The 25,496-nt window shown below is 71.9% G+C and carries 21 protein-coding genes and 1 pseudogene; 13 read left to right on the top strand and 9 right to left on the bottom strand.

The features are described 5' to 3' along the window. The first annotated feature begins 111 nt into the window (after nucleotides 1-111). Nucleotides 112-1,713, top strand: a complete 1,602-nt coding sequence (locus tag CLV43_RS30480) for an alpha/beta hydrolase (RefSeq protein ID WP_245887094.1) — start codon at nucleotides 112-114, stop codon at nucleotides 1,711-1,713. 573 nt (nucleotides 1,714-2,286) lie between these two features. On the opposite strand, the pseudogene CLV43_RS48660 reads toward CLV43_RS30480, so the two are convergent. Next, nucleotides 2,287-2,427: pseudogene (locus CLV43_RS48660) on the bottom strand (CoA transferase); the annotation flags it as partial. Between the two features lie 580 nt (nucleotides 2,428-3,007). Here CLV43_RS48660 and CLV43_RS30470 point away from each other — a divergent pair. The 4 genes from CLV43_RS30470 (at nucleotide 3,008) to CLV43_RS30455 (ending at nucleotide 6,085) form a co-directional block, all read left to right on the top strand. Continuing rightward, the gene (locus CLV43_RS30470) at nucleotides 3,008-3,625 is read left to right on the top strand and encodes a DUF1345 domain-containing protein (protein ID WP_211304618.1); all 618 of its coding nucleotides are present in this window, start codon (nucleotides 3,008-3,010) and stop codon (nucleotides 3,623-3,625) included. A gap of 95 nt (nucleotides 3,626-3,720) precedes the next feature. Next, nucleotides 3,721-4,923 (top strand): MFS transporter, encoded by a 1,203-nt coding sequence (locus tag CLV43_RS30465; protein ID WP_245887093.1) that lies wholly within the window; start codon nucleotides 3,721-3,723, stop codon nucleotides 4,921-4,923. A gap of 12 nt (nucleotides 4,924-4,935) precedes the next feature. Next, nucleotides 4,936-5,289, top strand: coding sequence for a YybH family protein (locus tag CLV43_RS30460; protein ID WP_106191320.1), 354 nt, complete (start codon nucleotides 4,936-4,938; stop codon nucleotides 5,287-5,289). 208 nt (nucleotides 5,290-5,497) lie between these two features. Then, on the top strand, nucleotides 5,498-6,085 hold the full coding sequence (locus tag CLV43_RS30455; RefSeq protein WP_106191318.1) for a hypothetical protein: 588 nt from the start codon (nucleotides 5,498-5,500) through the stop codon (nucleotides 6,083-6,085). A 582-nt stretch (nucleotides 6,086-6,667) separates the two neighbouring features. On the opposite strand, the gene CLV43_RS30450 is transcribed toward CLV43_RS30455, so the two are convergent. After that, complete coding sequence (locus CLV43_RS30450) at nucleotides 6,668-7,384, bottom strand: sulfite exporter TauE/SafE family protein (RefSeq protein ID WP_106191316.1); 717 nt, start codon at nucleotides 7,382-7,384, stop codon at nucleotides 6,668-6,670. A 63-nt stretch (nucleotides 7,385-7,447) separates the two neighbouring features. Between CLV43_RS30450 and CLV43_RS30445 the strand changes: the two genes are divergently transcribed. Beyond that, nucleotides 7,448-8,278: a CPBP family intramembrane glutamic endopeptidase gene (locus tag CLV43_RS30445; RefSeq protein ID WP_106191315.1), complete on the top strand. Its 831-nt coding sequence runs from the start codon at nucleotides 7,448-7,450 to the stop codon at nucleotides 8,276-8,278. Here CLV43_RS30445 and CLV43_RS30440 read toward each other — a convergent pair. The 3 genes from CLV43_RS30440 to CLV43_RS30430 form a co-directional block, all read right to left on the bottom strand. After that, nucleotides 8,227-9,063, bottom strand: coding sequence for a phosphotransferase family protein (locus tag CLV43_RS30440; protein ID WP_211304617.1), 837 nt, complete (start codon nucleotides 9,061-9,063; stop codon nucleotides 8,227-8,229). The two genes, CLV43_RS30445 and CLV43_RS30440, sit on opposite strands and share 52 nt — an antisense overlap. Before the next feature lies 1 nt (nucleotide 9,064). Then, the gene (locus tag CLV43_RS30435; RefSeq protein WP_106191313.1) at nucleotides 9,065-9,868 is read right to left on the bottom strand and encodes a hypothetical protein; all 804 of its coding nucleotides are present in this window, start codon (nucleotides 9,866-9,868) and stop codon (nucleotides 9,065-9,067) included. 173 nt (nucleotides 9,869-10,041) lie between these two features. Then, a complete protein-coding gene (locus CLV43_RS30430; protein WP_106191311.1) occupies nucleotides 10,042-12,855 on the bottom strand; it encodes an aconitate hydratase in 2,814 nt (937 codons plus the stop codon). Nucleotides 12,856-13,010: 155 nt separating this feature from the next. Between CLV43_RS30430 and CLV43_RS30425 the strand changes: the two genes are divergently transcribed. From CLV43_RS30425 to CLV43_RS30415, 3 genes are all read left to right on the top strand, one after another. Then, nucleotides 13,011-13,769, top strand: coding sequence for an ABC transporter ATP-binding protein (locus tag CLV43_RS30425; RefSeq protein ID WP_170156074.1), 759 nt, complete (start codon nucleotides 13,011-13,013; stop codon nucleotides 13,767-13,769). 131 nt (nucleotides 13,770-13,900) lie between these two features. Further along, complete coding sequence (locus CLV43_RS30420) at nucleotides 13,901-15,262, top strand: alpha/beta hydrolase family protein (RefSeq protein ID WP_106191309.1); 1,362 nt, start codon at nucleotides 13,901-13,903, stop codon at nucleotides 15,260-15,262. Between the two features lie 130 nt (nucleotides 15,263-15,392). Further along, entirely contained in the window at nucleotides 15,393-16,034 is a 642-nt protein-coding gene (locus CLV43_RS30415) for a hypothetical protein (protein ID WP_106191307.1), read from the top strand. Between the two features lie 24 nt (nucleotides 16,035-16,058). Here CLV43_RS30415 and CLV43_RS30410 read toward each other — a convergent pair whose 3' ends face one another. The 3 genes from CLV43_RS30410 to CLV43_RS30400 form a co-directional block, all read right to left on the bottom strand. After that, nucleotides 16,059-16,826 carry a Tat pathway signal sequence domain protein gene (locus CLV43_RS30410; protein WP_106191305.1) on the bottom strand — a complete coding sequence of 256 codons (768 nt, stop codon included), beginning with the start codon at nucleotides 16,824-16,826 and terminating at the stop codon, nucleotides 16,059-16,061. Nucleotides 16,827-16,999: 173 nt separating this feature from the next. Further along, nucleotides 17,000-18,574 carry a flagellar basal body protein FliL gene (locus CLV43_RS30405; RefSeq protein WP_211304616.1) on the bottom strand — a complete coding sequence of 525 codons (1,575 nt, stop codon included), beginning with the start codon at nucleotides 18,572-18,574 and terminating at the stop codon, nucleotides 17,000-17,002. Continuing rightward, the gene (locus tag CLV43_RS30400) at nucleotides 18,571-18,972 is read right to left on the bottom strand and encodes a hypothetical protein (protein ID WP_106191304.1); all 402 of its coding nucleotides are present in this window, start codon (nucleotides 18,970-18,972) and stop codon (nucleotides 18,571-18,573) included. Before CLV43_RS30400 ends, CLV43_RS30405 begins: the two co-directional genes overlap by 4 nt. Nucleotides 18,973-19,120: 148 nt before the next feature. On the opposite strand from CLV43_RS30400, the gene CLV43_RS30395 reads away from it, so the two are divergent. From CLV43_RS30395 to CLV43_RS30385, 3 genes are all read left to right on the top strand, one after another. Further along, nucleotides 19,121-19,909 carry an SIR2 family NAD-dependent protein deacylase gene (locus CLV43_RS30395; RefSeq protein ID WP_245887092.1) on the top strand — a complete coding sequence of 263 codons (789 nt, stop codon included), beginning with the start codon at nucleotides 19,121-19,123 and terminating at the stop codon, nucleotides 19,907-19,909. A gap of 38 nt (nucleotides 19,910-19,947) precedes the next feature. After that, the gene (locus CLV43_RS30390; RefSeq protein WP_106191302.1) at nucleotides 19,948-21,483 is read left to right on the top strand and encodes an AMP-binding protein; all 1,536 of its coding nucleotides are present in this window, start codon (nucleotides 19,948-19,950) and stop codon (nucleotides 21,481-21,483) included. Between the two features lie 148 nt (nucleotides 21,484-21,631). After that, on the top strand, nucleotides 21,632-22,990 hold the full coding sequence (locus CLV43_RS30385) for an NlpC/P60 family protein (RefSeq protein ID WP_106191300.1): 1,359 nt from the start codon (nucleotides 21,632-21,634) through the stop codon (nucleotides 22,988-22,990). Nucleotides 22,991-23,071: 81 nt separating this feature from the next. On the opposite strand, the gene CLV43_RS30380 is transcribed toward CLV43_RS30385, so the two are convergent. After that, nucleotides 23,072-24,307, bottom strand: coding sequence for a YbiU family protein (locus CLV43_RS30380; RefSeq protein ID WP_106191298.1), 1,236 nt, complete (start codon nucleotides 24,305-24,307; stop codon nucleotides 23,072-23,074). Nucleotides 24,308-24,388: 81 nt separating this feature from the next. Here CLV43_RS30380 and CLV43_RS30375 point away from each other — a divergent pair, with 81 nt between their 5' ends. Then, a complete protein-coding gene (locus CLV43_RS30375) occupies nucleotides 24,389-25,495 on the top strand; it encodes an ROK family transcriptional regulator (RefSeq protein ID WP_170156073.1) in 1,107 nt (368 codons plus the stop codon). Nucleotide 25,496 lies beyond the last annotated feature (1 nt).

The following is a 25,496-nucleotide window of genomic DNA, read 5'->3' as shown; positions in this document are numbered from 1 at the left end:
AGTCCATCCGATCTGCGGGTGTTCTGACACACGGACGGGTGGGAGTCTCCGGCGGTTGCGTCGCAAGGCACACGAGGGGCGACGCACGCGGAGACCAAGGAGTCAGCACCCGTGGCACTACCGAACGCACGCAGAACGCTAGCCGGCGCACTGGCCCTGGGGGTCGTGTGGTCCGGGCTGGCACTCGGCGGATCCGCCGCCTCAGCACAACCGGAAGCCACCACCACCGCCAAGCCCGCCGCGTGGACGACCTGCGCCGCCGACGTGCTCGCCGAGATCCCGGAAGCCCAGCACGACAAGGTCAGCTGCGCCGCGTACCCGGTGCCGCTCGACCACGGCAAGCCGCGCGGCGCCACCATCGGCATCCAGATGATGAAGCGCCCGGCCGACGACCAGGCGCACAAGATCGGCTCGCTGTTCATCAACCCCGGCGGCCCCGGCGGCGCGGGCCTCATCTACTCCGCCTACGGCAGCTCGTTCTTCCAGCCGGAGGTCATGAAGCGGTTCGACCTCATCGGGTTCGACCCGCGCGGCGTCGGCCGCAGCGCGCCGCTGAAGTGCTTCACCACCATGGAAGAGGCCGACGAGGTCTTCGGCCGCATGTCGAGCATCCCGGTCACCCGGACCCAGATCCGCGACACCATGGACGCCACGCTCGACTACACGCGGTCCTGCGCCAAGGTCGCCGGCCCGCTCATCGACCACATGTCCACCGAGGACGTGGCGCGCGACCTCGACCTGATGCGCCAGGGCGTCGGCGACAAGCAGCTGAACTACGTCGGGTTCTCCTACGGCACGCTGCTCGGCGCGACCTACGCCAACATCTTCCCGAGCAAGTCCCGCGCGATCGTGATCGACGGCAACGTCGACCCGAACCTGCGCACCCACAACGGCACGCAGTACGACCGCGAACGCGCGCAGGGTTTCGAGATCTCGCTCGACGCGTTCCTCAAGCGCTGCGACGCCGTGGGCGCCAAGTGCGCGTTCAGCGACGGCGACCCGCGCGCCAAGTTCGACGCGCTGCGCGACCACCTGCGCACGCAGGCCGTGACGCTGCCCGACGGCACGTCCGCGACCTACGAGGGCGTGATCGGCCGCGTTTCGTCCAACCTGTACTCGCCGGGCTCGTTCACCGCGCTCGCCGCGTACCTGCAGACCGTCCACAACGCGATCAACGGCACCGCGTCCCTGTCGGCCAACGCCGTGTCGGACGTGCCGCTGCTGGCCAACAACCAGGGCCGCGCCGACGTGCGCGTCCTCGCGGACACCCCGTACACGTTCGACGACTCCTACTACGCCGTCAACTGCTCCGACAAGCCGTTCGTCCGCGTCCCGGAGCTGTTCCCGCTGGTCGCCAAGGCGTGGGAGCGCGAGTCGCCCACGTTCGGCCGCAGCCAGGCCGCCTCCGACCTGCTCACCTGCGCGAGCTGGCCGGTCCCGCACCCGGACCGCTGGGCAGGCCCCTGGAACCGCAAGACGCCCAACCCGGTCGTCGTGGTCGGCAACTACTACGACCCCGCGACGCAGTACAAGTTCGCGCAGCGCATGGCCAAGCAGCTCGGCAACGCGCGCTTGATCAGCGTGGACGCCTTCGGCCACTGCATCCTCGGCGACAGCGCCGGCGTCGACACACTCGTCACGGACTACCTCGTAAACCTCAAGGCCCCGGCCAACGGCCAGGTCTTCGCCCCGAACGTCCAACCGTTCGCGTGACCCCGTGAGCGCCCCTCCCTTCGCGGGGAGGGGCGCTCGGGTCGGTGCCCCGTGGTTGTCGGGCGCCGTCGTAGTGGATCGGCGGCAGTGCGCGGCGGTCCGGTGTTGGTCAGCCGCCGTTTTGGGGGTAGGTCTTGCCCTCGGCGGGTGTCGGAGATGCCTCTCCGCAAGTTCCCCCAATCGGGTGGTCACCTCGGCGTTTTCCCAGGTAGCGGCGGTCATCGGAAGCATGGATACTCTTCTTGACGGGTGCCCGACCCCTGCGGACGACGATGGGAGCGACTCCATGGAAGCGCTCTCAACGTTGTGGAAAATAGTTCGGTCGCCACCCACCACCACACCACCGATCCACCCACTGGGCCGGTAGCCGGTGACCACCACGTCGGCGTCATCGTCGTCCAACACCCACCGGTCCCCGTCGTCCAGGGGCCCGTCGAACACCCGCCCGTCCCCATCGTCGGCGAGGTCCGGCAACGCCGACCGCTCGCCCATCCCGATGCGCGCGTGCGCGTCGGGCGACTCCGGCAGGTTCGGCGAGTCCACCCGCAGCACGTCCGCACCCGGCAGCGCCAACGTCCACGTCGCGACCGGCCCCGCGATCACCCTGGTCAGGTCCAGCACCCGAACCCCTTCGGCTGGCAGCTCCGCCCTCAGGAGCACCCTTCCGGCGCCGTGCCCGCTCCTGTCGACCAGCGGGTGCCTGGTGCCGGACATGCCCACCGCCACCGCCAACTCGCCCACCGCGTAGACGGTCTGCTGGCCCCACCCGGCCCGCCGCCGCTCCAGGCCCGGCCGGTTCCCCGTCTCCGCGTCCTCACCCAGCCCCAACACGTCCAGCAACTAGGCCTGGTGGTGCGGGTAGTTCGCGTGCGTGCGCACCTGCCTGCTGCCGGTCTGCCAGAACCCCGACACCGTTGGCGCCCGGCCATCGACCCGTAGGTGCCGCTCGCTCACAAACGCCGTTGCCACCCCCCTCGTCCACCCGAACCGCCCGAGCCGCGTCCACCCGAGCCGCGGGCATCGCGCTCCCGTTGTGCACCGCCAGGATCTCCGCCGCCGCCAACGAACACACCCCGACCGCAGCCCGCGCCAGCTCCCGCATCGGCAACTGCGCCTCCACCCCGCGCACCTGCCTGCACGACACCCCACCGACCAACTCGCCCGCCCCACCCAGCGCCGCTGACGCCTCCGCGATCGCCCCGTCCACCTCACCCATACCGCCAGCCCGCCGCCGGTCGGGTATACCTGCGAGATGGCTGATCTTCCCCGGTCGGGGCTCGGTGACAGTGCTGGAGTGCCCGCTCGTACGCACCTGCTCGTGGCCGCGGTGGTCGGGGTTGTGGTGGGGGTGTTGGCGTCGGTGTTGGGGGCGCACTGGACGTTCGCGGTGCTGATCGGGTGGATGGCGGGTGGGATCGCGTACCTGGTGTGGAAGTGGGTGACGATCTGGCCGATGGACGCGCCCACGACGGCCCGGCATGCGGTGCGGGAGGACGCGGGGCGGGCGGTGATGGATGTGCTGGTGCTGGTGTCGGCGGTGGCCAGTCTTGGGGCGGTGGTGCTGCTGTTGACGGCGTCGGGGGAGAACCCGGACCTGCAGGCGGCGTTGAGCGTGGGGAGCGTGGCGGTGTCGTGGGCGGCGGTGCACACGACGTTCGCGACCCGGTACGCGCGGCTCTACTACACGGGGCCGGATGGCGGGATCGACTTCAACTCCGGTGAGCCGCCCGCGTACACCGACTTCGCCTACCTGGCGTTCACGCTCGGGATGACGTTCCAGGTGTCCGACACGGCCATCCGGGATCGGGTGATCAGGGCCACGGCGTTGCGGCACGGGCTGCTGTCGTTCCTGTTCGGCACGGTGGTGATCGCGACCATGATCAACCTGCTGGCTAGCCTCGGTCGTTCCTGAAGCGCTCCAGATGTGAGCAGCGGCACGGCTGAACTGGGAAAACGGGCCGGTAGGATCGGTTCAGTGTTCAACCATGTCGTCGTAGGGAGCCTCGCGTGACCACGACCCTGGAAACCTCCACCGTCCGGCGCAGCGCGGCGCCCGCCCTCGCGGCCCTCGCGCTCGGCGGCTTCGGCATCGGCACCACCGAGTTCGCGACGATGGGCCTGTTGCCGCAGATCGCGAGCACGTTCGACATCTCCATCCCCACCGCGGGGCACTCGATCAGCCTGTACGCGCTCGGTGTCGTCGTCGGCGCGCCGCTCATCGCCGGGCTGGCCGCGAAGCTGCCGCGCAAGGGGCTGCTGATCGCGTTGATGCTCGCCGTGGCGCTGGGCAACGGCCTGTCGGCCGTCGCGCCAAACACCACGTTGCTGATGGTCTCCCGGTTCGTCGCCGGCCTGCCGCACGGCGCGTTCTTCGGCATCGCCGCCGTCGTCGCCTCCGGCATCGTCGCGCCGGAACGCCGGGGCACGGCCGTGGCGCGCGTGATGGTCGGCCTGACCGTCGCGAATCTCATCGGCGTCCCGTTCGCCACCGCCGCCGGTCAGCAGATCGGGTGGCGCAGCGCGTACGCCGCGGTCGCCTTCGTCTCGGTCGTCACGGCGCTGGCACTGGCGAGGTGGGTGCCCCGCATCCCGGCCGCGCACGGGGCCAGCGTGGGTGCCGAGCTGCGCGCGTTCCGCCGCCCGCAGGTGTGGTTCGCCCTGGTCACGGGCATGATCGGCTTCGGCGGCATGTTCGCTGTGTACTCCTACATCTCGCCCACCACGACCGAGGTCACCGGGCTCGGCGCGGGCGCCGTGCCGTGGATCCTGGCCGTCTTCGGCCTCGGCATGACGTCGGGCGCGTGGCTCGGCGGCCGCTTCCTCGACCGCTCCGTGATGGGCACGGTCTTCGGCACACTGATCGCCACCACGGTCGAACTGGCCCTGTTCGGGCTGCTGGCCACCATCCCCGTGGCGTCGTTCCTGCTGCTGTTCCTGATCGGCTTCACCACCACCGTGCTCGCGTCCGCGCTCCAGATGCGCCTGATGGACGCCTCCCCGGACGCCCCCTCCCTCGCGTCCTCGTCCAACCACTCCGCCTTGAACGTCGCCAACGGCGCGGGCGCGTGGCTCGGCGGGCTCGCCATCGCCGCCGGATGGGGCTACGTGTCCACCGCCTGGGTCGGCGTCGCCCTCAGCCTCGCGGGCCTCGCCATCGCCGTCCTGTCGGTCGTCGTGGAACGCCGTGCGAAAACTGTCGTACCCGTTTGACATGCTCGGCACATGCCGAACGACCACCCACGCGCCACCACACCCGAAGACCTGGGCCGCTACTTCGTCGAACGAGCCAACGCGGGCGACATCGACGGCCTGGTCGCGCTCTACGAGCCCCGCGCCGTGTTAGCGCTGCCCGACGGCCGTCGCGCCACAGGAACCGAGGAGATCCGCCAGATCTACACGATGCTCCTCGAGGACCGCCCGCAGTTCGCCGCGGGCGAGCAGCGCACCGCCCTCCACAACGGCAACCTCGCCCTCACCTCGACCCGCCGAGGCCCCAGCGCCACCGCCGAAGTCGCCCGCCGCCAACCCGACGGCACCTGGCTCTGGCTGCTCGACGAACCCAACGTCCTGGGCTGACCGCCACGGGCACGGCGATTCCTGGTCACCGTGCCCGAGCCCGGCTCGTCCACTCGACGGTGTTGGCCCGATCGACTTGAGAGGCTCTTCGGGTGAAGAACGTGCGGCCGGTCGGGTGATGCGGCTTGGGCTGGGTAACACGCAGCGTTGGGCTTGGCGATGTCCGGGGCGGGTGAAGTGGGCCGCGGACGAGCTGAGGGTGTGAGCGATGTTCAGGCGGAAGGCGAACAGGATCGCGGAGCTGGAGCGGGTCGTCGCTCGGGTCCAGAGGCGGCTGGACGAGGCGAACGAGCGGTTGGCGGAGATCGGCGGGTTCGAGTACGAGAAGGTTCGGCGGCAGGTGGAGGGGCTGCGGGCCGAGGCGGAGCGGGTGTTGAGGGAGCGGTTGGCGGCGAAGCTGCGGTTCGAGGCGGAGCTGGCTGAGCGGAAGACCGCGCAGGTGGTCGCGTTGGCGCACGCGCGGGCGGCGGTGGAGGCGGAGTTGGGGGACGTGCGCCGTCAGATCGCGGAGGCGCGGCAGGAGCTGCGGCAGTTGGAGGAACGGGACGGGCTGGCGCGGCCGGAGAGCCTGCGGCCGTTGCCGCCGCTGCCGCGTGACGGGGAGGCGGAGGCGGGGAAGCCGCCGTTGCCGCGGGATGGTGAGGCTGAGGTGGGGAGGCCGCCGTTGCCGCGGGATGGTGAGGCCGAGGTGGGGCGTGCGCCGCAGGAGGAAGGGGCCGGGAGGCGGCCGCTTCCGGAGGTGGCGGAGCAGGCGCGGCGCGTGGTGGAGCGGGAGGGCCAGAAGGCTGAGGGCTAGGTGCCCTTGGCCTGTTGTGAACGGGCACGCGGTCGCGGGGGCATCCGGCTCAGTGATGGCGTTGCCGGTGACAAGCGCGGTGGCGTTCGCGTGGGAGGCGGAGCCGAATCGGACGATTTCCGGTGGCCTACCAGCTCGCCGATGGCGCCGCAGGTGATGGGTGTGGTGGCGTTGGCCGGTGTGCGGGGTAGTAGGGCCGATGTCGGAAGGCTCCCAGTCGGCGGGGATTCGGTGGCCTACCAGCTCGCCGATGGTGCCGCGGGTGATGGGTGTGGTGGCGTTGGCCGGTGTGCGGGGTAGTAGGGCCGATGTCGGAAGGCTCCCAGTCGGCGGGGATTCGGTGGCCTACCAGTTCGTCGACGGCGCCGCAGGTGATGGGTGTGGAGTAGCAGGGCTGAATCGGCGGACTCCCGGTCGGCGGAGGTTCAGTGGCCTCGCAATGCGCAGATGCCCCTGGGCGGCGTGTGTGGTGGCGCCGAATCGGCGGGCGGGCGGTGGCGGAGGGGGCACCGACCGCCAGCTCCGCGATGGCGTCATGAGCGACGGGTGTGATCGCGCCTGTCCTACGACGAAAGCCACCGCCTACCCGATGGCGCTGCGGACGATCAGGGTGACGGCGGTGATGGTGGACAGCACGAGTACGGGGGTGCGGATGCCGTTGGTGTCGACGAGTTTGCGAAGGGGGCTGGAGAGGAGGAAGCCGAGGATGAGGAAGGGGATGAGGAGGAGGCCGGTGAGGAGTTGGGGGGTGTGGACCTGGCCCGCGATGGCGAGGCCGGTGACCGAGGTGATGGAGCCGAGGACGAAGTAGGCGGCGAGGGTGGAGCGGACCAGGGCGCCGGGGGAGTTCTGGTAGAGCATGGCGACGGGAGGGCCGCCGACGGACATGGCGGTGCCGAACGAGCCGCTGGTGAGGCCCGCGATCACGAGGGACACCTTGGTGGGGCGCGGGGTCCAGGTGGTGATCGACAGGAGCACGCTGGCCAGCACGACGACGCCGATCAGGAGGCTGAACCGCTTCTGGTCCAACGAGTCCACGAGCAGGACGCCGATGGCGGTGCCGGGCAGGCGGCCGATCATCGCCCAGCCGACGCCGTGCCAGTCGACGTGCCGGTGCTCGCGCGCGAGGCTCAGGACCGAGTGCGTCATGGCGGTGATCAGGATCGGCACGGGCAGCAGGGACGGGTCGAGCAGGGCGAGGATGGGGACGGCCACGAGGGCCAGTCCGAAACCGGCCAGCCCCTGGACCAGACCGCCGAGGGTGACCACCACACCGGCGAGCAGCAGTCCAGTCCACATGATTAGCCACGCTAACAGTCGAAAGCGCCCAACCCGGACCCGCGGTGGTGTCTACTTGCGCACATGCGGCGCGACGTGATCGGTACGGGGTGGAAGGTCGCGGGGTTCCTCGCGCTCAGCGCGGCGGCGGTGGTCGTCGCGGCGGTGCTGGGCGGGATGCTCGGCAAGGGCCCGTGGCCGGTGGTGGCGATCGCCGCGGCGCTGGTCCTGGTGCTGACGCGGCTGTTCGACGGCAAGCGCCCCGCGACCGGGAGGCTCAAGCGCCTGGCCTGGTTCGCGGTGGGCGCGGTCGTCGGCACGGCGCTCGTGTGCGGACTCGCGTGGGGCCTGATGCTGCACGGGGTCCTGTACTGGGTGCCGAACAGGGCGTTCACGGGGTCGGTCGCGCTCACGGGTACCGCGTACTTCTTCTTCGCCGTGCTGGTGGAGGAGCTGGTGTTCCGCGGTTACGCCCTGCGGCGCCTGGCGGACAGCCTCGGCCCGAAGGTCGCGGTCGGCCTGCTCGCCGTCGGGTTCGGCGGCTACCACCTGGTCAACCTCGGCACGTCCCCGTCGGTGAAGTCCGGCGGCCTCGAGCTCCTCTGGACCGCGGCGGGCCCGGCGATCGGCGCCGTCGTGTTCGGGGTGGCGGCCCTGCGCACCGGCGGGATCGCCCTGCCGCTCGGCCTGCACCTCGGTTGGAACTGGACGCAGTGGCAGTTCTTCTCGGTCCCCGGCGACGACACCCCGATGGGCCTGTGGAGCCCGATCCTCGTCCCCACGGCGAACCCGGTCGCCTTCCAGGTCGGCTACCTGGTGGCGATGGCGGTCGCGCTGGCCGCGGTGCTGCTCGGCACCCGCGACTACCGCCCTGGGAACAGCCAGCTCAGGGCGGCCAGCGACTTCTCGGCGTAGACGGACTTCCCGGTGTCGAGCGCGTACGCCAGGTCCTCCAGCACGGTGCACCGGGCGTAGAACACCGCGCGCTCACGCGGCGCGTCCGTCCCGTACGCGGCGAGCGCGGCGTCCAGCGCGGCCGGACCGAGGTCGCGGTGGAGCAGGCCGAAGTCGTAGGCCGGGTCGCAGAACGCCGCGTCCGTCCAGTCGATCACGCCGGTGACCCTCCACGAGCGCGGGTCGACCAGGACGTGCTCGACGCCGAGGTCGTTGTGCGAGAACACCCGCGCGGACCGGGCCGGGGGTGGTGCGGCGGACAGGAAGGACTCGATCGGTCCTCTGTGGACGGACGGGACCGTGTCCGGGACGTACAGCTCCGCCGCCTCCGCGAGCCACCGGGCGGGCGGGTCGTCGTCCACGCCGACCACGTCGGCCATCCGTTCCGCGGGCACGGCGTGCAGCACGGCCAGGTACACGCCCAGCACCGTCCCGAGGAGAGCGGCGGGCGGGTCCGCCAACCGCAGCAGCGTGGTTCCTGGCACCTTCCGGTACGCCAGGCATCCCTGTTCCGGCACCGAGAACACCGGTGTCGGAACAGGGATCGGAGACACCTCGGCCACCTTCGCCAGCAGCCGCGCCTCCCGGTCGGTCTCCGCCGGGTCGGGGTGCTTCGCGAACCGCACCACCAGCTCGCCGTCCACCTCGTACGCCACGTTGTCCTGCCCCTCGCCGAGCGGCACCACGTCGCGGTAGGACGGCCAGTGCCCGGCCAGGACCTCGGTCACCCGCTCGCGCGCGTCCACGTCAGACCGGGATCAGCCAGGCGTAGCCGGTCGGCTGCCCCATCGCCTGCCACCGGTCGTACCCGGTCGCCGGGTGGTACCAGGGGGAGCGGGCGCCCTCGTCGAGCGCGGTGTAGGCGAGCAGCACGTCCGACGCGGTCTTGCAGCCGGGGTGGGCCGCCGCGAAGCGCCGCACCCGGTCCCGCACGGCCGCCGAGCACACCCACTCCCGGACGACGGCCGCCGGGTCCGCGGGCCACCACCAGGTGAACCACTGGTCCTCGCCCCGCAGCAGGCCGGTGGTCCACTCCAGCGCGAGCCGGACGACACCGGCGTCCGCCTGCGGCCCGCGCAGCGCGTCGAGCCGGGCGAGCCACGGGCCGAGGTCGTCGTACGCGCACGCCAGCCCGCCCAGCAGCGTGGTCACCTCGTGCGCGGGGTCGCCGTAGGTGACGGCCACCTCCAGGACGGCCGCCAGCGCGTCGTCGAGCGCCGTCCGCTGCCGCTCGGGCCACGAGGACAGGTCCGCGTGACCCTTACCCAACGACGCGAGCTCCCGGTCGACCAGCCCGCGGCCCCGCTCGGCGAGGACCTCCCGGACCACCCGCGGCGCGGTCCTTGACCAAAGCGCCCGCCACTGCTCGGGCGACCAGTGGTCGGCCGACTTGCGCAGCGCGGTCGTGGCCAGGTCCACCGGGATGCGCGCGGGGTCACCGGCGAGCACGGCCAGGTCGGGCTCGCTGAAGCAGGCCGAGCACCCGTCCGACAGGTCGACGGCGGGCGGATCGGCGAACGCGAGGTCGAGAGCGGTCAGGAATCGTTGCACGGCAAGACCTTAGAACAGGGCGAAGGCCCGCCCGGTGCGAACCGGACGGGCCTTCGCCGTGAGCGGGAACCCACTGTGGCGACCACGATCCTCGGCGGGCACTTCCGGGCCCAGCCGCTCGCGGGGACCGCCTGGACGGCGGAACTCCCCGGCGAGGATCCGTGGTCACCGCACTAGCTGCGGACCATCTTGCGCAGCACGTACTGCATGATGCCGCCGTTGCGGTAGTAGTCCGCCTCGCCGGGGGTGTCGATGCGGACGACCGCGTCGAACTCCACCTTCGAGTCGGCCTTGGTCGCCACCACGTGCACGGTCGACGGCGTGGAGCCGTCGTTGAGCACGGTCACGCCGGACACGTCGAACGTCTCCGTGCCGTCCAGGCCCAGCGACGCGGCGGTCTCGCCTGCGGGGAACTGCAGCGGCAGCACGCCCATGCCGATCAGGTTCGAGCGGTGGATGCGCTCGAACGACTCGGCGATCACGACGCGCACGCCCAGCAGGGCGGTGCCCTTCGCGGCCCAGTCGCGCGACGAGCCGGAGCCGTACTCCTTGCCCGCCAGCACGACCAGCGGCACACCGGCCTCGGCGTAGGCGGCAGACGCGTCGTAGATCGTGGTCTGCGGCGCGTCGTCGGCCAGGAAGTTGCGGGTGAACCCGCCCTGGACGTCGTCCAGCAGCAGGTTGCGCAGCCGGATGTTCGCGAACGTGCCGCGGATCATGACCTCGTGGTTGCCGCGGCGGGAGCCGTAGGAGTTGAAGTCCTTGCGCTCCACGCCGTGCTCGGTCAGGTACTTGCCCGCGGGGGAATCGCCCTTGATCGAGCCGGCGGGGGAGATGTGGTCCGTGGTGACCGAGTCGCCGAGCAGCGCGAGGACGCGGGCGCCCGACACGTCGGTGACCGGCTTCGGGTCCATCTCCATGCCCTCGAAGTACGGGGGCTTGCGCACGTAGGTCGAGTCCTCGGCCCACTCGAACGTCTTGCCGGTCGGCGTCGGCAGCGACTGCCAGCGCTGGTCGCCCGCGAACACGTCGGCGTAGTCCTTGGTGAACATCTCCGAGGTGATCGACGTGGAGACGACCTCCGCGACCTCCTGCGCCGACGGCCAGATGTCGGCGAGGTACACCGGCTTGCCGTCCTGGTCGTTGCCCAGCGGCTCGGTGGTGATGTCCTTGTCCATCGACCCGGCGAGCGCGTACGCCACGACCAGCGGCGGGCTGGCCAGGTAGTTCATCTTGATGTCCGGGTTGATCCGGCCCTCGAAGTTGCGGTTGCCCGAGAGCACGGACACCGCGGCGAGGTCGTTGGCCTGGATGCCCTCGGAGATCTCGTCCTGCAGCGGACCGGAGTTGCCGATGCACGTGGTGCAGCCGTAGCCGACCAGGTGGAAGCCGAGCTTCTCCAGGTACGGGGTGAGGCCCGCGCGCTCGTAGTAGTCCATGACGACCTTGGAGCCGGGCGCGAGGGTCGTCTTGACCCACGGCTTGCGCTCCAGGCCGCGCTCGACGGCCTTCTTGGCCAGCAGCGCCGCGCCGATCATGACCGACGGGTTGGACGTGTTCGTGCACGACGTGATCGCGGCGATGGCCACGGCGCCGTGGTCGAGCTCGAACTCGGCGCCGTCGAGCGACACCTTGACCGGGTTGCTCGGACGGCCCTGCGCGCCCTCGGCGGCGGAGTGGAAGACGTGCGGCTTGCCGCCGCCGTTCTCGCCCTCGTGCACTGCGATCGGGTCGCTGGCCGGGAACGTGTCCTCGATGGCGTCGTCGACGTCCGACTTCGCCTCGACGTCGCCGTGCGCCACGTACGCCTTGAGGGCCTGGCGGAACGACTCGCGCCCGTTGGTCAGCTCGATCCGGTCCTGCGGCCGCTTCGGGCCCGCGATGGACGGGACGATCGTGGCGAGGTCCAGCTCCAGGGTCTCGGAGTAGACGGCCTCGAAGTCCGGGTCGTGCCAGAGGCCCTGCTCCTTGGCGTAGGCCTCGACGAGCGCGATCTGCTCGGCGGAGCGGCCGGTGAGCTTCAGGTAGTCGATGGTCTCCTGGTCGATCGGGAAGATGCCGACCGTGGAGCCGAACTCCGGGCTCATGTTGCCGATGGTGGCGCGGTTGGCCAGCGGCACGGCGCCGACGCCCTTGCCGTAGAACTCGACGAACTTGCCGACGACGCCCTGCTGGCGCAGCATCTCGGTGATCGTCAGCACCAGGTCGGTGGCGGTGGCGCCCGCGGGCAGCTCGCCGTGCAGCTTGAAGCCGACCACGCGCGGGATCAGCATCGACACGGGCTGGCCGAGCATGGCCGCCTCGGCCTCGATGCCGCCGACACCCCAGCCCAGCACGCCGAGGCCGTTGACCATGGTCGTGTGGGAGTCGGTGCCGACGAGGGTGTCCGGGTACGCCTGGCCGTTGCGGGTCATGACCACGCGGGCCAGGTGCTCGATGTTCACCTGGTGCACGATGCCGGTGCCCGGCGGGACGACCTTGAACTCGTCGAACGCGGTCTGGCCCCAGCGGAGGAACTGGTAGCGCTCGTAGTTGCGCTCGTACTCCAGGTCCACGTTCGACTCGAACGCGTCCGGGCGGCCGAAGACGTCGGCGATGACCGAGTGGTCGATGACCAGCTCGGCGGGCGCCAGCGGGTTGACCTTGGTGGGGTCGCCGCCGAGCTGCGTCACGGCCTCGCGCATGGTGGCGAGGTCGACGACGCAGGGCACGCCGGTGAAGTCCTGCATGACCACGCGGGCCGGGGTGAACTGGATCTCGGTCGACGGTTCGGCCGTCGGGTCCCAGCTCGCGAGCGCGCGGACGTGGTCGGCGGTGATGTTCGCGCCGTCCTCGGTCCGCAGCAGGTTCTCGAGCAGGATCTTCAGGCTGTACGGCAGGCGCTCGGCACCCTCGACCGCGTTCAGCCGGAACACCTCGTAAGAGGCGTCTCCTACTGAGAGCGAACCGCGGGCGCCGAAGCTGTCCTTGCTCGAAGGTGCAGTCACGTCAACTCCATACAGCGCAAGTCTGGTGGTTGGGAACAAGGCGAGTCTTGCGCACTCGCGCTGGTGGCGCAGACGTTGCCCTCTGGTTTAAACAGTACGCGTGTCCTTTATAGGGCTTCAAGCCAGGCTCACCTAACTCGCGGCAGGATGTCCCGGTGATCCGACTGGAACGAGTAGGCAAGCGCTACGGCCGCGGACCCTGGGTGCTCCAGGACGTGGACCTCACCTTCGAGCCCGGCGAGCTGACCGTCATCGCTGGCGGCAACGGCTCCGGCAAGTCGACCCTGCTCAGGATCATCGCAGGTGTCACGTCGCCCAGCGGTGGACGGGTCAAGGGCAGACCGAGATCCGTCGGCTACCTGCCCGAGCGCTTCCCGGCGGGCCTGCGGCTGTCGGCCAAGGCGTACCTGCGGCACATGTCCGCGGTGCGCGGGAGCACCGGCGCCGACGTGCTCGACGCCCTCGGCTTCCGGGGCGACCCGGACGCCCCGATCTCGACGTTGTCCAAGGGCAACACCCAGAAGGTCGCCATCGCGCAGGCGTTCCTCGCGAAGGACCTGCTCGTCCTCGACGAGCCGTGGACCGGCCTGGACACCGGCGCGAGCGCCGTGCTGGCCGAGCTCGTCACCGCCGCCGAGGCCACCGTGCTGGTCACCGACCACCGCGGCACCGCCCGCGCCCTGCCCGACGCCCACGAGGTCGTGATGCAGGGTCCCGCGGCCGCCACCGGCGTGGCCATCGAACTGGTGCAGGTCAGCGACCTCACCACCACCGTCATCGGCGACTGGGACGGCGTCCGCGTCCTGTCCGCCTCCGACGGCAGGCTCAGCCTGCTGGTCGAGACCGCCGTCAGCGACCGCGTGCTGGCCGACGCGCTGCGGATGGGCTGCTCGGTGAAGAGCGTGCGGACCTGACGTCCGTCTGAACCGATCATGGTGATCCTCCTTGCCCGCCAACGACTTCGAGTCCGGTTGGGACGTTTGGGGGTGGCGCGGCGCGGTCCGGCGCGGTGGGATCGTGGCGGAGCCGACGGAGGTGCCGAGGGATGTTGCGGACGCGGGTCGTGGTGTCGTTGCTGGGGCTCGTGCTGGTCGCGGGCGGCGCGCCCGCCGTGGCCGCGGAGCCGGTCGGGTCGGCCGACGTGGAGGTCGCCGGGCGGGGTGTGCCGGACGACCAGCCCCTGCCGGGTTACTCGGTCGTCAACCCGCCCCTGCCGCCGGAGTCCGTCGGCGGCAAGCCCAGCCGGGTCCTGCAAGGGGTCTACCGGCACGCCGCCTACACGATCGAGGTGCCGCCGAACTGGAACGGCCGCCTCACCATGTGGGCGCACGGCTACCGCGGCACCGGCAAGGTGCTGACCGTGGACCCGCCCGCCTACGGGCTGCGGACCACGCTGCTCCAGCAGGGCTACGCGTGGGCGGCCTCGTCGTACTACGACAACGCCTACGACGTCCGCGCCGGGGTCACCGGCACGCACGACCTCGCGCTGCGGTTCGGGCAGCTCGTGGGCAGGCCGAGGAAGGTGTTCGTGGCCGGTGTGTCCATGGGCGGGCACGTCATCGGCCGGTCGCTGGAGCAGTACCCCGGCTTCTACGACGGCGCTCTGCCGATGTGCGGGGTGCTCGGCGACCAGGAGCTGATGGACTTCTTCCTCGACTTCCAGCTCACGTCCCAGGCGCTGGCCGGGATCGACGCCTACCCGCCGCCCGCCGACTACGTGACCGCCGTCGTCCCGCGCGTCCAGGCCGCGTTGGGCCTGACGGGACTCGTGCCCGGCGGTCCGGACACCACCAACGAGCGCGGCAAGCAGTTCCGGTCCATCGCGGTCGAGCGGTCCGGCGGCCCGCGCCCCGCCGACGCGAACGCCTTCGCGTACTGGAAGGACTTCCTGTTCGGCCTCGGCGCGCCCACGACCGGCGACCGGCTCGCCGAGAACCCCGGCCGCATCGCGACCAACCTGACCACCCGGTACAGCCCGACCAGGCCGGTGGACGTCAACCGGGCCGTGGAGCGGGTCGCGCCCGAGGACTGGCGGAGCCGGGTCTCGCCCGCGCTGACCGAGATCCCGCGGATCGCGGGCAGGCCCACCGCGCCGGTGCTCTCGCTGCACGGCGTCGGCGACATGTTCGTCCCGTTCTCGATGGAGCAGCTCTACCACCGCGACGTGGTCCGCAACGGCCGCGGCGGGCAGGTCGTGCAGCGCGCCATCCGCACGGTCGAGCACTGCGAGTTCGCGCCCAGCGAGGTCGGTGCCGCGTGGACCGCGCTGGTCGACTGGGTCGACCGCGGCAGGCGGCCCGCCGGTGACGACGTCGACGCCGCCTCGGCGGCCGACTTCGGCTGCCGGTTCAGCGACCGCGCCGCCTACCCGACCGGCACCCGCGGGATGTTCGCCCCCTGCGCCTGACCTGACCGAACGGGCACGGCCGCGGCCGAAGCGCACCCCACGGGGCCGGGGCGCGCCAGGTGGGCGACAATCGGGGTATGCCACTAACGGGTGAACGAGTGACCGAGCGGGCGGCGCGGAGCGTCCGCCCGTGACCGCCCTGGTGCGCTACCTGGCCGTGGACCTGCTGCGCTCGCAGCGCTACCTGCCGCCGTTGCTGCTGCACTGCGCGGTGCTGGGCATGATGTTCAGCGGTGACGCGGGCGAGGCGCTGTTCGCCTACGCGGGGTCGTGCGCGCTGGTCTACCCGGTCGCCGCGTGGCTCGGCGTCGTCGTCGCGACCACCGAGGACCCGACCCAGCGCGCCGTCACGGCCGTCACCGCGGGCGGGTGGGGCCGGGTGGCGTCGGCGCAGGCCCTGCTGGGCGCGCTCGGCACCGTGGTGCTGGCGGTGCTCGCGACCCTCTGGCCGGTGTTCACCAACCCGCACCCCTACACCGCGGGCGTGGTCGGGCTCGGGTTCGCCGCGCACCTGGTGTGCGGGCTGACCGGTCTCGCCGTCGGGATGCTGTGCTCGCGCCCGGTCATCGTCCGCACCGGGCCGTCGCTGCTGGCCGTGGTCGCGGTCGTGGCGCTCACCTACAAGGCGGGCCGCGGCACGCCGGTCGGCGCGATGCTCGGCGGGCTCGCCCAGCAGGACCTCGCCGCGCTTCCCTTCGCGGCCGGCGCCGCCGTGCTGCTGGTCGTCGTCGCGGCGGCGGTCGCGTGGCGGCTGGGGCCCCGCCGGGCGTGAGGCGCGCGCCCGGCGGGCCACCCGTCAGGCGTACTGGTAGGCCTTCATGTCGCGCAGCAGCAGGTACGTGTCGACGAGGTGCGCGCTGTCGTCCAGGGACCGGTAGATGCCCCACTTCGGGCGCACCACGTCGTCCAGGTAGGTGTCGCCGTTCCTGGTGGCGTCGATGACGGTGCTGCCCGCGTCGCGCAGCGCCCAGCGGACCCGGCCGGCGCTGCCGTTGCCGATCCTCTGCTCGATCTCGACGTCGATCCACTTGTCCTGCAGCGGCACCAGGTCCACCGACCCGACGGTGATGTCCGGCCCGTAGATCCTGAACTCGATCTTCGGCACGCCGCCGGTGTGGCGCAACGACATCACGGTCAGCGGCAGGGTGCCGGTGCCGGGCATCTTGGTCTGGAAGATGTGCGTGAAGCTGGTGGTCGCCTTGAGCGTGCCGGGGATCCACATCCGGTAGTTCCAGCGCCACGTCTGGCCGTTCTTCACGGTCAGCAGCGACCCGTCCGAGCGCATGCCCTTGACCTCGCTGCGCTGCCTGTCGTCCTTCGCCTCCCGGTCCACCGTGTGCACGGTGAACCGGTAGTCGTTGCCCTTGACGTAGATGTGCGAGCCGCCGTGCGAGGTGAGGCCCCAGTCCTCCACGCCCTCGAAGGCGTTCAGTCCCGCGCTCGACGCGACCGGGCTCCACTTCAGCCGCCACGACGCCGCGCGCGCCCGGTCCGTTCCGAGGAGGGGGACCGCCGCCCCGGCGGCCAGTCCGGCGAGCACGGCACGTCGTCCGATGTCGGCCATCGATCGTCCTTCCAGATCCACAGGGCGGCGGATTTGGATGGGAAAGGTTCTTTCCGAATCCAAGCACCGGGATCGGGCGCCGGTCAAGGACTGGTCTGGACCTGTTGCGGTCCCGGACGACGGACGCCCCGCCACCCGTGGTCGGGTGGCGGGGCGTCCGCGCAGGTGGAGGACTACTTGGCGAGCTTGAGCAGCTCGTCGATGTCCTTCGGCTCCAGACCCCGCATGAGGGTCAGGCCGAGCTCGCTGTACGTGCGGATGGGGCTCACGTACCACTTGCCGTCGACCTCGGTGGACACGACGCCGATGCCGTCCTTGAGCACCCGCGACCCGATCCGGGCGATCACGTCGAGCGCCGCGCTCGGCACGCTCGTACCGCTCTGCTGCTCGACGAGCTGGGTGATCTCGTCGGCGCACAGCTTCTGGTTCTGGCCCTGCGCGGTGACCGCGTAGCAGTCGCCGGAGCGGACGACCTCGACCTTCTCGCCGTCGACCTCGACGCCGAGCTTCTTGATGGTCAGCTGGGTGCCGCCGGTGACGTCCTTGGAGTCCGTCTCGAACGCCGTCAGCTTCGCGCCGGTGGCCGGGATCCGGCCCGCCTGGTCGATCAGCACCGGGCCGACGTCCTGGAGCACGCCCATCTCGTCCGGCGGCAGCAGCGCGATGACCTTGGTCAGGTCGGCCGCCATGGCCGCCTCGACCAGGCTCTTCGCCGCGGCCTCGGCCGAGCTCGCGCCCGCCGGGGCGATCGGGCTCGACGGCCACTTCAGCTTCTCCTCGTGGAGCGCGTTGTCCGCGATCGTGTAGAAGAGGCTGGGGTACCAGTCGCTGCCGACCTTGATCGACGCGATCCGCAGCGGCTCGCCCTTGTTGGACTTCTTGATCTCCTCGGCGATGTCGATGGTCTCGGTGGTGGGCTTCTCGTCCTGCACGCCCATCGCCTCGACCAGCTTGTCGGTCAGGGGGATCTTCTTGACGTCCGAGGTCAGCGTGATCTTGCCCTCGGTGAGCTTGTTGATCACGAGGTGGTCGTTGACCTTCTCGGCCGCGCCCTCGTCGAACTTGATGTTCTCGGCCTTGAAGTCGACGCCGCTGATCTTGTTCGGGTCGGCTTCCTTCTTCAGCACCTCGAGCCGCTTGAGCTCGTCGACCGTGCCGGTCAGGTAGTCCTTGCTCAGCTTCGCCTCGGCGGGCGCGAGGCCGTTCATGATGCCGATGACGTCACCGCTGCCCAGCGCGCTGACCAGGTTGTTCGCCGCCGCCGCGGGGCTCGGGGCGCCCGCCGCCACGTCGTCGGAGTTCTTCAGCGCGTAGACCGTCACGACGGCACCCGCGGCCAGCGCGACCACGGCCACGACGGCGGTGATCGCCAGGCCGGTGCGCTTCTTCTTCGGCGCGGGACCGGAGGCGTAGCCGAACGGCTGCTGGCCGCCGGGGAACTGCGGCGGCGGCTGCTGCCCCCAGCCCGGCTGCTGCTGCGGGGGCTGCTGCGGGAACCCCTGGGGGTTCGACTGCGGGTAGCCCGGCTGCTGGGGGAAGCCCTGCGGCCCGGTCTGCGGGTAGCCGCCCGGCTGCTGCTGGGGGAAGCCCTGCGGGTTGGACTGCGGGTACCCGCCCTGCTGGGGGTTCTGCTGCCACCCGCCCTGTTGGGGCTGCTGCGGCTGCTGGGGGTAGCCCTGCTGGCCCGGCTGCTGGTGCGGGTTGTTCTGCGGGGGCCATTCGCCGCCGCCGCCACCTGGGTAGCTCACGGTGTTCCTCCTGGGGTCCTGATCGCTGTGCGGGTCGACGCGGTGAGCACGGTGATCGCCCCCGCGATCGCCAGCACAGCACCACAGAGGGCCACGGCGGGTCCGGTCGGGTTGATCCCGACCATCGCGCCCTCGTTGCCCCCTTGGACGGTGACAAGTGCCGCCACCGTTCCCGTGATGGTGCCAAAAAGAATTCCGATCCACGCGGCGAATCGGCGAAGTCCGAACGTGAACAGCAACACGGCAACCACGGCGACGGGTGTCATCGCGACCCACGCGACCCTGATGACCTCGCCGGACCCGTTCGACAGCCCCGCCCAGCCACGCAGCGCGAGCACTTCGTAACTGTCCCTGTTCACGGTTCCCGACCGCAGCCACGGCAAGAACGAGCCGGCCACGGTCGTTATCAAACCGAGAGCACCTACCCCGCAACCGACACGCATCACGCTCACCACGTCATGTTCCCAGCCTTTCCCGGCGTCATTTCACCCAACACGCGAAAATGGCGGTCGCGGTTCACCGGGGGACGTGTGGAACGGTGGGGGAGTGAGCGCGGACACCGGTGCGGCGGGCGCGGCGGTGGCCACCGCCCGCCGCGTCGCGGTGCTCACCGGCGCCGGGGTCTCCACCGCGTCCGGCATCCCCGACTTCCGCGGCCCCGCCGCCGTCGACGTGTGGTCGTCCGAGCCGCCGGTCGACGCGTACGCGGCCGACCCCGAGGTGCGCCGGACCGCGTGGCGCGCGCGCCTGCGCCACCCGGTCTGGACGGCCGAGCCGAACGAGGCCCACCGCGCGCTCGTCGACCTGGAGCGCTCGGGGCGGCTGCGCGCGCTGCTCACCCAGAACGTCGACGGCCTGCACGGCCGTGCCGGATCGGGGCGGGTCGTCGAGCTGCACGGCACGATGCGCGCCACCGCCTGCCTGGGCTGCGGCGCCCGCGCCCCGATGTCCGCCGCGCTCGACCGCGTCCGCGCGGGCGACCCGGACCCGTCCTGCGAGGCCTGCGGCGGTGTCCTCGGGCCCGCCACCGTGTCGTTCGGCCAACCCCTCGACCCGGACGTCCTGCGCGCCGCCCGCACCGCGGCCCTGGACTGCGACCTGATGCTGGTCGCGGGCACGTCCCTGCTGGTCCAGCCCGCCGCGGACCTGGTCGTCCTCGCCGCCCGCGCGGGTGCCGCCGTCGTGGTCTGCAACGCCGAACCGACCCCGCTGGACGGGTTGGCGGCCGCGGTCGTCCGCGCACCGGTGGAGCTGGTGCTGCCCGAGCTGGTCGCCGTGCCGCGGGCGGATCCCGAACGGCCGGTGCGGACGTGGGGCGATCCGAGCACGTGGTGATTAGGGTGAACACCTGATCGACTGCGGAGGTGCGTCCCATGAAGGTGCCACTGACGATCGCGGACTTCCTGAGCCGCGCCGAGCTGGTCTTCCGCGACACGACGGCGACCGTCGACGAACCCGACCAGCCCGCGGACCCCGTGGCGACGACGACCTACGGCGGGATGGCCGTGCGGGCGCGCGCCTGGCAGGCCGGGCTGGACGCGTTGGGAATCGGCGAGGGCGAGCGGGTCGCCGTGGTCAGCCACAACTCGGCGCGGCTGCTGGAGCTGCTGCACGCCGTGCCCGCGAGCGGCCGGGTGTGCGTGCCGGTGAACTTCCGGCTCAGCCCCGAGGAGGTGTCCTACATCGTCGGGCACAGCGGCGCCTCGGTGCTGCTGGTCGACCCGGAGCTCAAGGCGCTCGACGGGATCACCGCGCGGCACCGGTTCACCCTGGGCGAGGAGACCGAGACCGGGCTGATGCGGTTCGACACCGAGCCCCGGCCGTGGGCCGAGCCGGACGAGGACGCCACCGCCACGATCAACTACACCTCAGGCACGACCGCGCGGCCCAAGGGCGTGCGGCTGACCCACCGCAACATCTGGGTCGACGCGGTCACGTTCGCGATGCACACCCGCGCGTGGGAGCGGGACGTCTACATGCACGTGCTGCCGATGTTCCACTGCAACGGCTGGGGGATGCCGTTCGGGCTCGCGGGCCTGGGCGTGCCGCAGGTCGTGCTGCGCAAGGTCGACGGCGCCGAGATCCTGCGCCGCGTGCGCGACCACGGCGTGACGCTGATGTGCGGGGCGCCCGCGGTGTGGAACAGCGTGCTGGACGCGGCGCAGTCGTGGGAGGGCGAGATCCCCGGCCGCGACCGGGTGCGCGTGGTGTGCGCCGGCGCGCCGCCGCCGAGCCGGACGATCGCGCGGATGTCGGAGGAGCTGGGCTGGGAGTTCCAGCAGATCTACGGCCTCACCGAGACCGCGCCGCTGCTCACGTTCAACCGGACCCGGCCCGAGGACGTGGACCTGCCCGCCGAGGAGCGCGCGCACAAGCTGTCCCGCGCGGGCGCCCCGGCGCTCGGCGCGCGGCTGCGGATCTCGTCGGACGGCGAGGTGCTGGCGCGCTCGAACGTGGTGATGGACGGCTACTGGGAGAACCCCGAGGCGACGTCCGACGCCATCGAGGACGGCTGGTTCCGCACCGGCGACGGCGGCTACCTCGACGACGAGGGCTACCTGACGATCTCCGACCGGCGCAAGGACGTGATCATCACCGGCGGCGAGAACGTGTCGTCGATCGAGGTCGAGGACGCGGTCTTCAGTCACCCGTCCGTGGCGGAGGTCGCGGTCATCGGCGTGCCGCACGAGAAGTGGGGCGAGACGATCAAGGCGCTGGTGGTCGTGGCGGAGGGCGCCGAGGTGACCGAGGCCGAGATCATCGCCCACTGCAAGGCGAAGCTGGCCGGGTACAAGGCGCCCACGTCCGTCGAGTTCCGCGACGCGATCCCGCGCACGGCCACCGGCAAGATCCAGAAGTTCCGGCTGCGCGAGCCCTACTGGGCCGACCGCGAGCGCAAGGTGAACTGATCACTCTCGGTGTCCGTGTGACACGAGTGGTTGATGGTGTGCGTGTTCCCCGTGAAATCGGAGGGGTAGGAGTGGCACTCTCCCGGTGAACGTTCGCGCTGGGCCGTTCGGCCCAGCGCGGATGGGCTGATCGGTGGGAGGTGGCGTCGTGACCACACGACGGGCAGTCGCTCGGCTCGCGGTCTCCGGTGTGGTGGCCGTGGTCCTGGCCCTGTCCACGGCCGGACCGGGCTCCGCCGCCCCGCCGCCACCGCCCAACCCCAGCGACTCCGAGATCGACCAGAGCCGTGCCGACGCCGACGCCAAGGCCGCCAGGGTCGGTGAGCTGACCGGTCGGCTCACCGCCGCGGAGGCCCGGCTGCAGGAGCTGACCGACGACGTCGCGGCCAAGATGGAGGCCGCGAACAAGGCCCGCGTCGACCTGGAGGCCGCGCAGGCCGAGGCGGCCAAGGCGGCCGCCGACGCCGCGTCGGCCGGGGTCGAGGCCGACGCCGCGGGCAAGGCCGTCGAGGACAGCCGTCGCGACCTCGACGAGTTCGCCGCCGCCAGCTACCAGCAGGGCAGCACCATCGGCTCGATCAGCGCGTACTTCGGGGCCAAGAGCCCCGAGGACCTGCTGGCCAGGGCGCAGCTGCTGGAGGCCGTGTCCGGGTCGAGCCTCAACGCGATGGACACCATCGAGCGCAGCCGCACCGAGAAGGCCAACAAGGACGCCGCCGCCCGTGCCGCGCTCGACGTCGCCAACGACAAGCAGGCCGCCGCCGACGAGGCCAAGCGCAACGCCGACGCCGCCCAGATCATCGCCGTGCGCGCCCAGCAGGACCAGGCCGGGCAGGCCGCCGTGCTGCGCGACGACAAGGCCGCCGTCGAGGCCGAGCTCGCCCAGGCGCTCGGCGCCGTCGACGGCCTCACCGCCCAGCGCGCCCAGTACGACGACTGGGCCGCCGCCAAGCAGCGCGAGGACGACGACAACGCCCGCCGCGCCGCCGAAGCGGCCGCCGCCGCGTCGGCCCCGGTGTACTCGGCCCCCGTGTACGAGGACTCGGAACCGGACTACAGCCCCGAACCGGTCTACGCGCCCAGCGGCGGTGGCGGCGTCGAGACCGCCATCGCCCGCGCCATGGCCTACCTCGGCACCCGCTACTCGTGGGGCGGCGGCAACTACAACGGCCCCACCGTCGGCATCCGCGACGGGGGCGTCGGCGACTCCTACGGCGACTACTACAGCGTCGGCTTCGACTGCTCCGGCCTGATGATGTACGCCTTCGCGGGCGCCGGCGTCTACATCCCGCACTACAGCGGCTACCAGTACACCTCCGGCCGCCAGGTCCCGCTCGCCCAGGCCGAGCGCGGCGACATGCTCTTCTGGGGTCCCGGCGGCGGCACCCACGTCGCCCTGTACCTCGGCGACGGCATGATGATCGAGGCCCCGTACTCCGGTTCCAGCGTCCGCATCTCACCCGTCCGCTACGGCGGCATCATGCCCTACGCGACGCGGCTGCTCTGAGCGCTCGCCGCTTGAGGTACCGCGGAACGAGAGGTCGCCGGCCGCGGGGCCGGGGCCCGCGCTGTCGAACCAGCGGGGTCGCTATCCCTTCAGCCCCAACTGCTCCCGCCCCACCGGCGACAGGTCCGCGGCCGTCGGGCGGCCCGTCCACGAGACCTCGTAGTCCTCGGCGGCGAAGTCGGAGGGGCTCTTCCCGGACAGGAAGGCCTCGCCGCACAGTGCGGCGTAGGCGGCGTTCTTCTCGCAGTGCGGGCTGGCCGGGATGTACATGACGTTGCCCCACCCCTTCTGGTCGGTGACCTCGCCGACCGAGTGGATCAGGTCGCCGTGCCACCACACCGTGTCGCCGGGCTCGACGGTGGGGATGGGGGTGAGGGCGGGCAGGAGCAGGGGGTGCCAGGTGGGGTCGACGGGGAGGGCCTGGCCGTTGGCGGCGCCGCAGAGGTCGTCGTCGGCGACGTCGTCCTGGAGGGCGCGCAGCAGCACGTACGCCATGGCCGACGGGATCGGGACGGTGTGCAGGACGCCCTCGGTCGGCTCCATGTCGGACAGCGCCGTCCAACCCTGGAAGGTCCGGAAGGCGGAGCACATGACCGTGGACTCGAACTCGTGGACCTCGGTGCGGTAGGCGCCGTCCCACGGGTCGTGGGCGTCGACGTCGCCGTCGAACACGTGCCGGAACACGGCCTGGTAGGCGGGGAGCAGCCAGCGTTCGACCGAGCCCGAGTCGGTGTGCGGGGAAAGGCCGCCCGAGGTGGCGCCGGGCGCGCGGCGGCGGACGCGGTCGGGGTAGGCGGTGTCGCGGGTGGGGTCGAACCACACCCTGCCCTCGGACTCGTGCTTCCAGAAGCCGTTGAGGAAACCGCGGACGGCGACCATCGCCGGGTCCTCGCGGGCCTCCATCTGGGGCTTGGACCAGTAGATCGGGAAGATCGACGGCCTGCCCGCGGCGAGGCCGCCGAAGACGCCGTCGTCGACGTACTCGTAGGTCTTCCCGAACTCGTTGCGGTCCAGGTAGGACACCAGCTCCCGGTCCCACGCCTCGGCGCGGGCGCGGGGGAAGGTGCCGCGCACGACCGCGCAGCCGCGGCGGCGGACGGCGGCCACGACGTCGGCGGGGACGGTGCCCGCGGCGACGTCGGCGTAGCGCACCTCGGGCCACACCCGCTCGCCGCGGGTGCGCGCGGCCACGACCTCGTCGACCTCGGCGCGCACCAGCTCCTCGGCGCGGGCGAACGCCTTGGCCGGGTCGCCGAGCCGCTGCCGGAGCGCGGCCTTGGCCGACCGGATGGCGGCGGGCATGTCCTGGGGTGTCATCGAGGTACCTCCGCGATTTGGTAAGGTGACCTAACTAGAACGTTGCCCTACCGTAGACCCGCCTACGGAGAGGACGCAAGAGTGGTGTTGCCCCAGGCCGTGCTGCGCGAGGCGACCGACCGCAAGCTGTTCGACGAGGTGGTCGGCCGCGAACGCGTGACGAGGGCCGAGCTCGCCACCGCGACCGGTTTCTCCAAGCCCACGGTGTCCGAGTCCGTCCGCAGGCTCACCGAGGGCGGCCTGCTGGCGGCCACCGGACCGCAGGAGACCGGCCGCCGCGGCCGGGTCGGCACGTTCTACGAGCTGGGCACCGCGGCGGGCTGGGTGCTGGCCGTCGAGGTCGACCAGTCCGGCGTGCAGGCCTGGTCGGCCGACCTCGCGGGCCGCGTCCTGCACCGGCACGACCGGCCGCCGGGCGGCGCGGGCGACACCGGGGCGCTCGCCGAAGCCCTGCGCGCCACCGTCTCCGCCGCGCTGCGCAAGCCGCCCGCCGGGCCGTTGCGGGCGGTCGCGGTGTCCATGGCGAACCCGGTCCACCCCGACACGCGCGAGGTCATCGCGCTGCCGCGCTCGCCGTTCCCGGAAGGCCTGCTGAGCCCCGGCGACATCCTCGCCGACCTGGTCACGGCCCCGGTGCTGGTGGACAACGACGTCAACCTGGCCGCGTTGGCCGAGCAGCGCTTCGGCGACGCCACGAGCTTCGCCTACCTCTACGTCGGCGCGGGTCTGGGCCTCGGCCTCTACCTCGGCGGCACGCTGGTCCGCGGCGCCCACGGCCTGGCGGGCGAGGTCGGCTACCTGCCCGGCGCGGGCTGGCGCACGCTGGCCACCGAGCTCGCGGCCGCGGGCCTCGGCCGCTCGGACGCCCCGTCCAACGACGTGGCGGCCGTCCTGCGCGCCCTCGACGCGGGCACCCCGGCGGTGCTGATGGCACTGGTCGCCGCCGTCGCCCGCGCGGTCGCCTCGGTCACGGCCGTGGTCGACCCCGAGGTGGTGCTCCTCGGCGGCCCGCTCGGCACCCACCCGGCGCTGCTGGACCCGGTGCGCGCGGCCGTGGCCACGTTGTCGCCGAGCCCCACCCGCCTGGACCACGGCACCCTCGGCGCGCTCGCCCCGCTGCACGGCGCCACCCACCTCGCCCTGGACCACGCGGTGGCCGCGGCGATCAAGCACGACGTGCCGGGGTAGG

It is taken from the genome of Umezawaea tangerina, from assembly GCF_003002815.1.
Lineage (GTDB): Bacteria > Actinomycetota > Actinomycetes > Mycobacteriales > Pseudonocardiaceae > Umezawaea > Umezawaea tangerina.
Note: the sequence above shows the minus strand (reverse complement) of the source record. Positions and strands in the feature narration are given on the sequence as shown.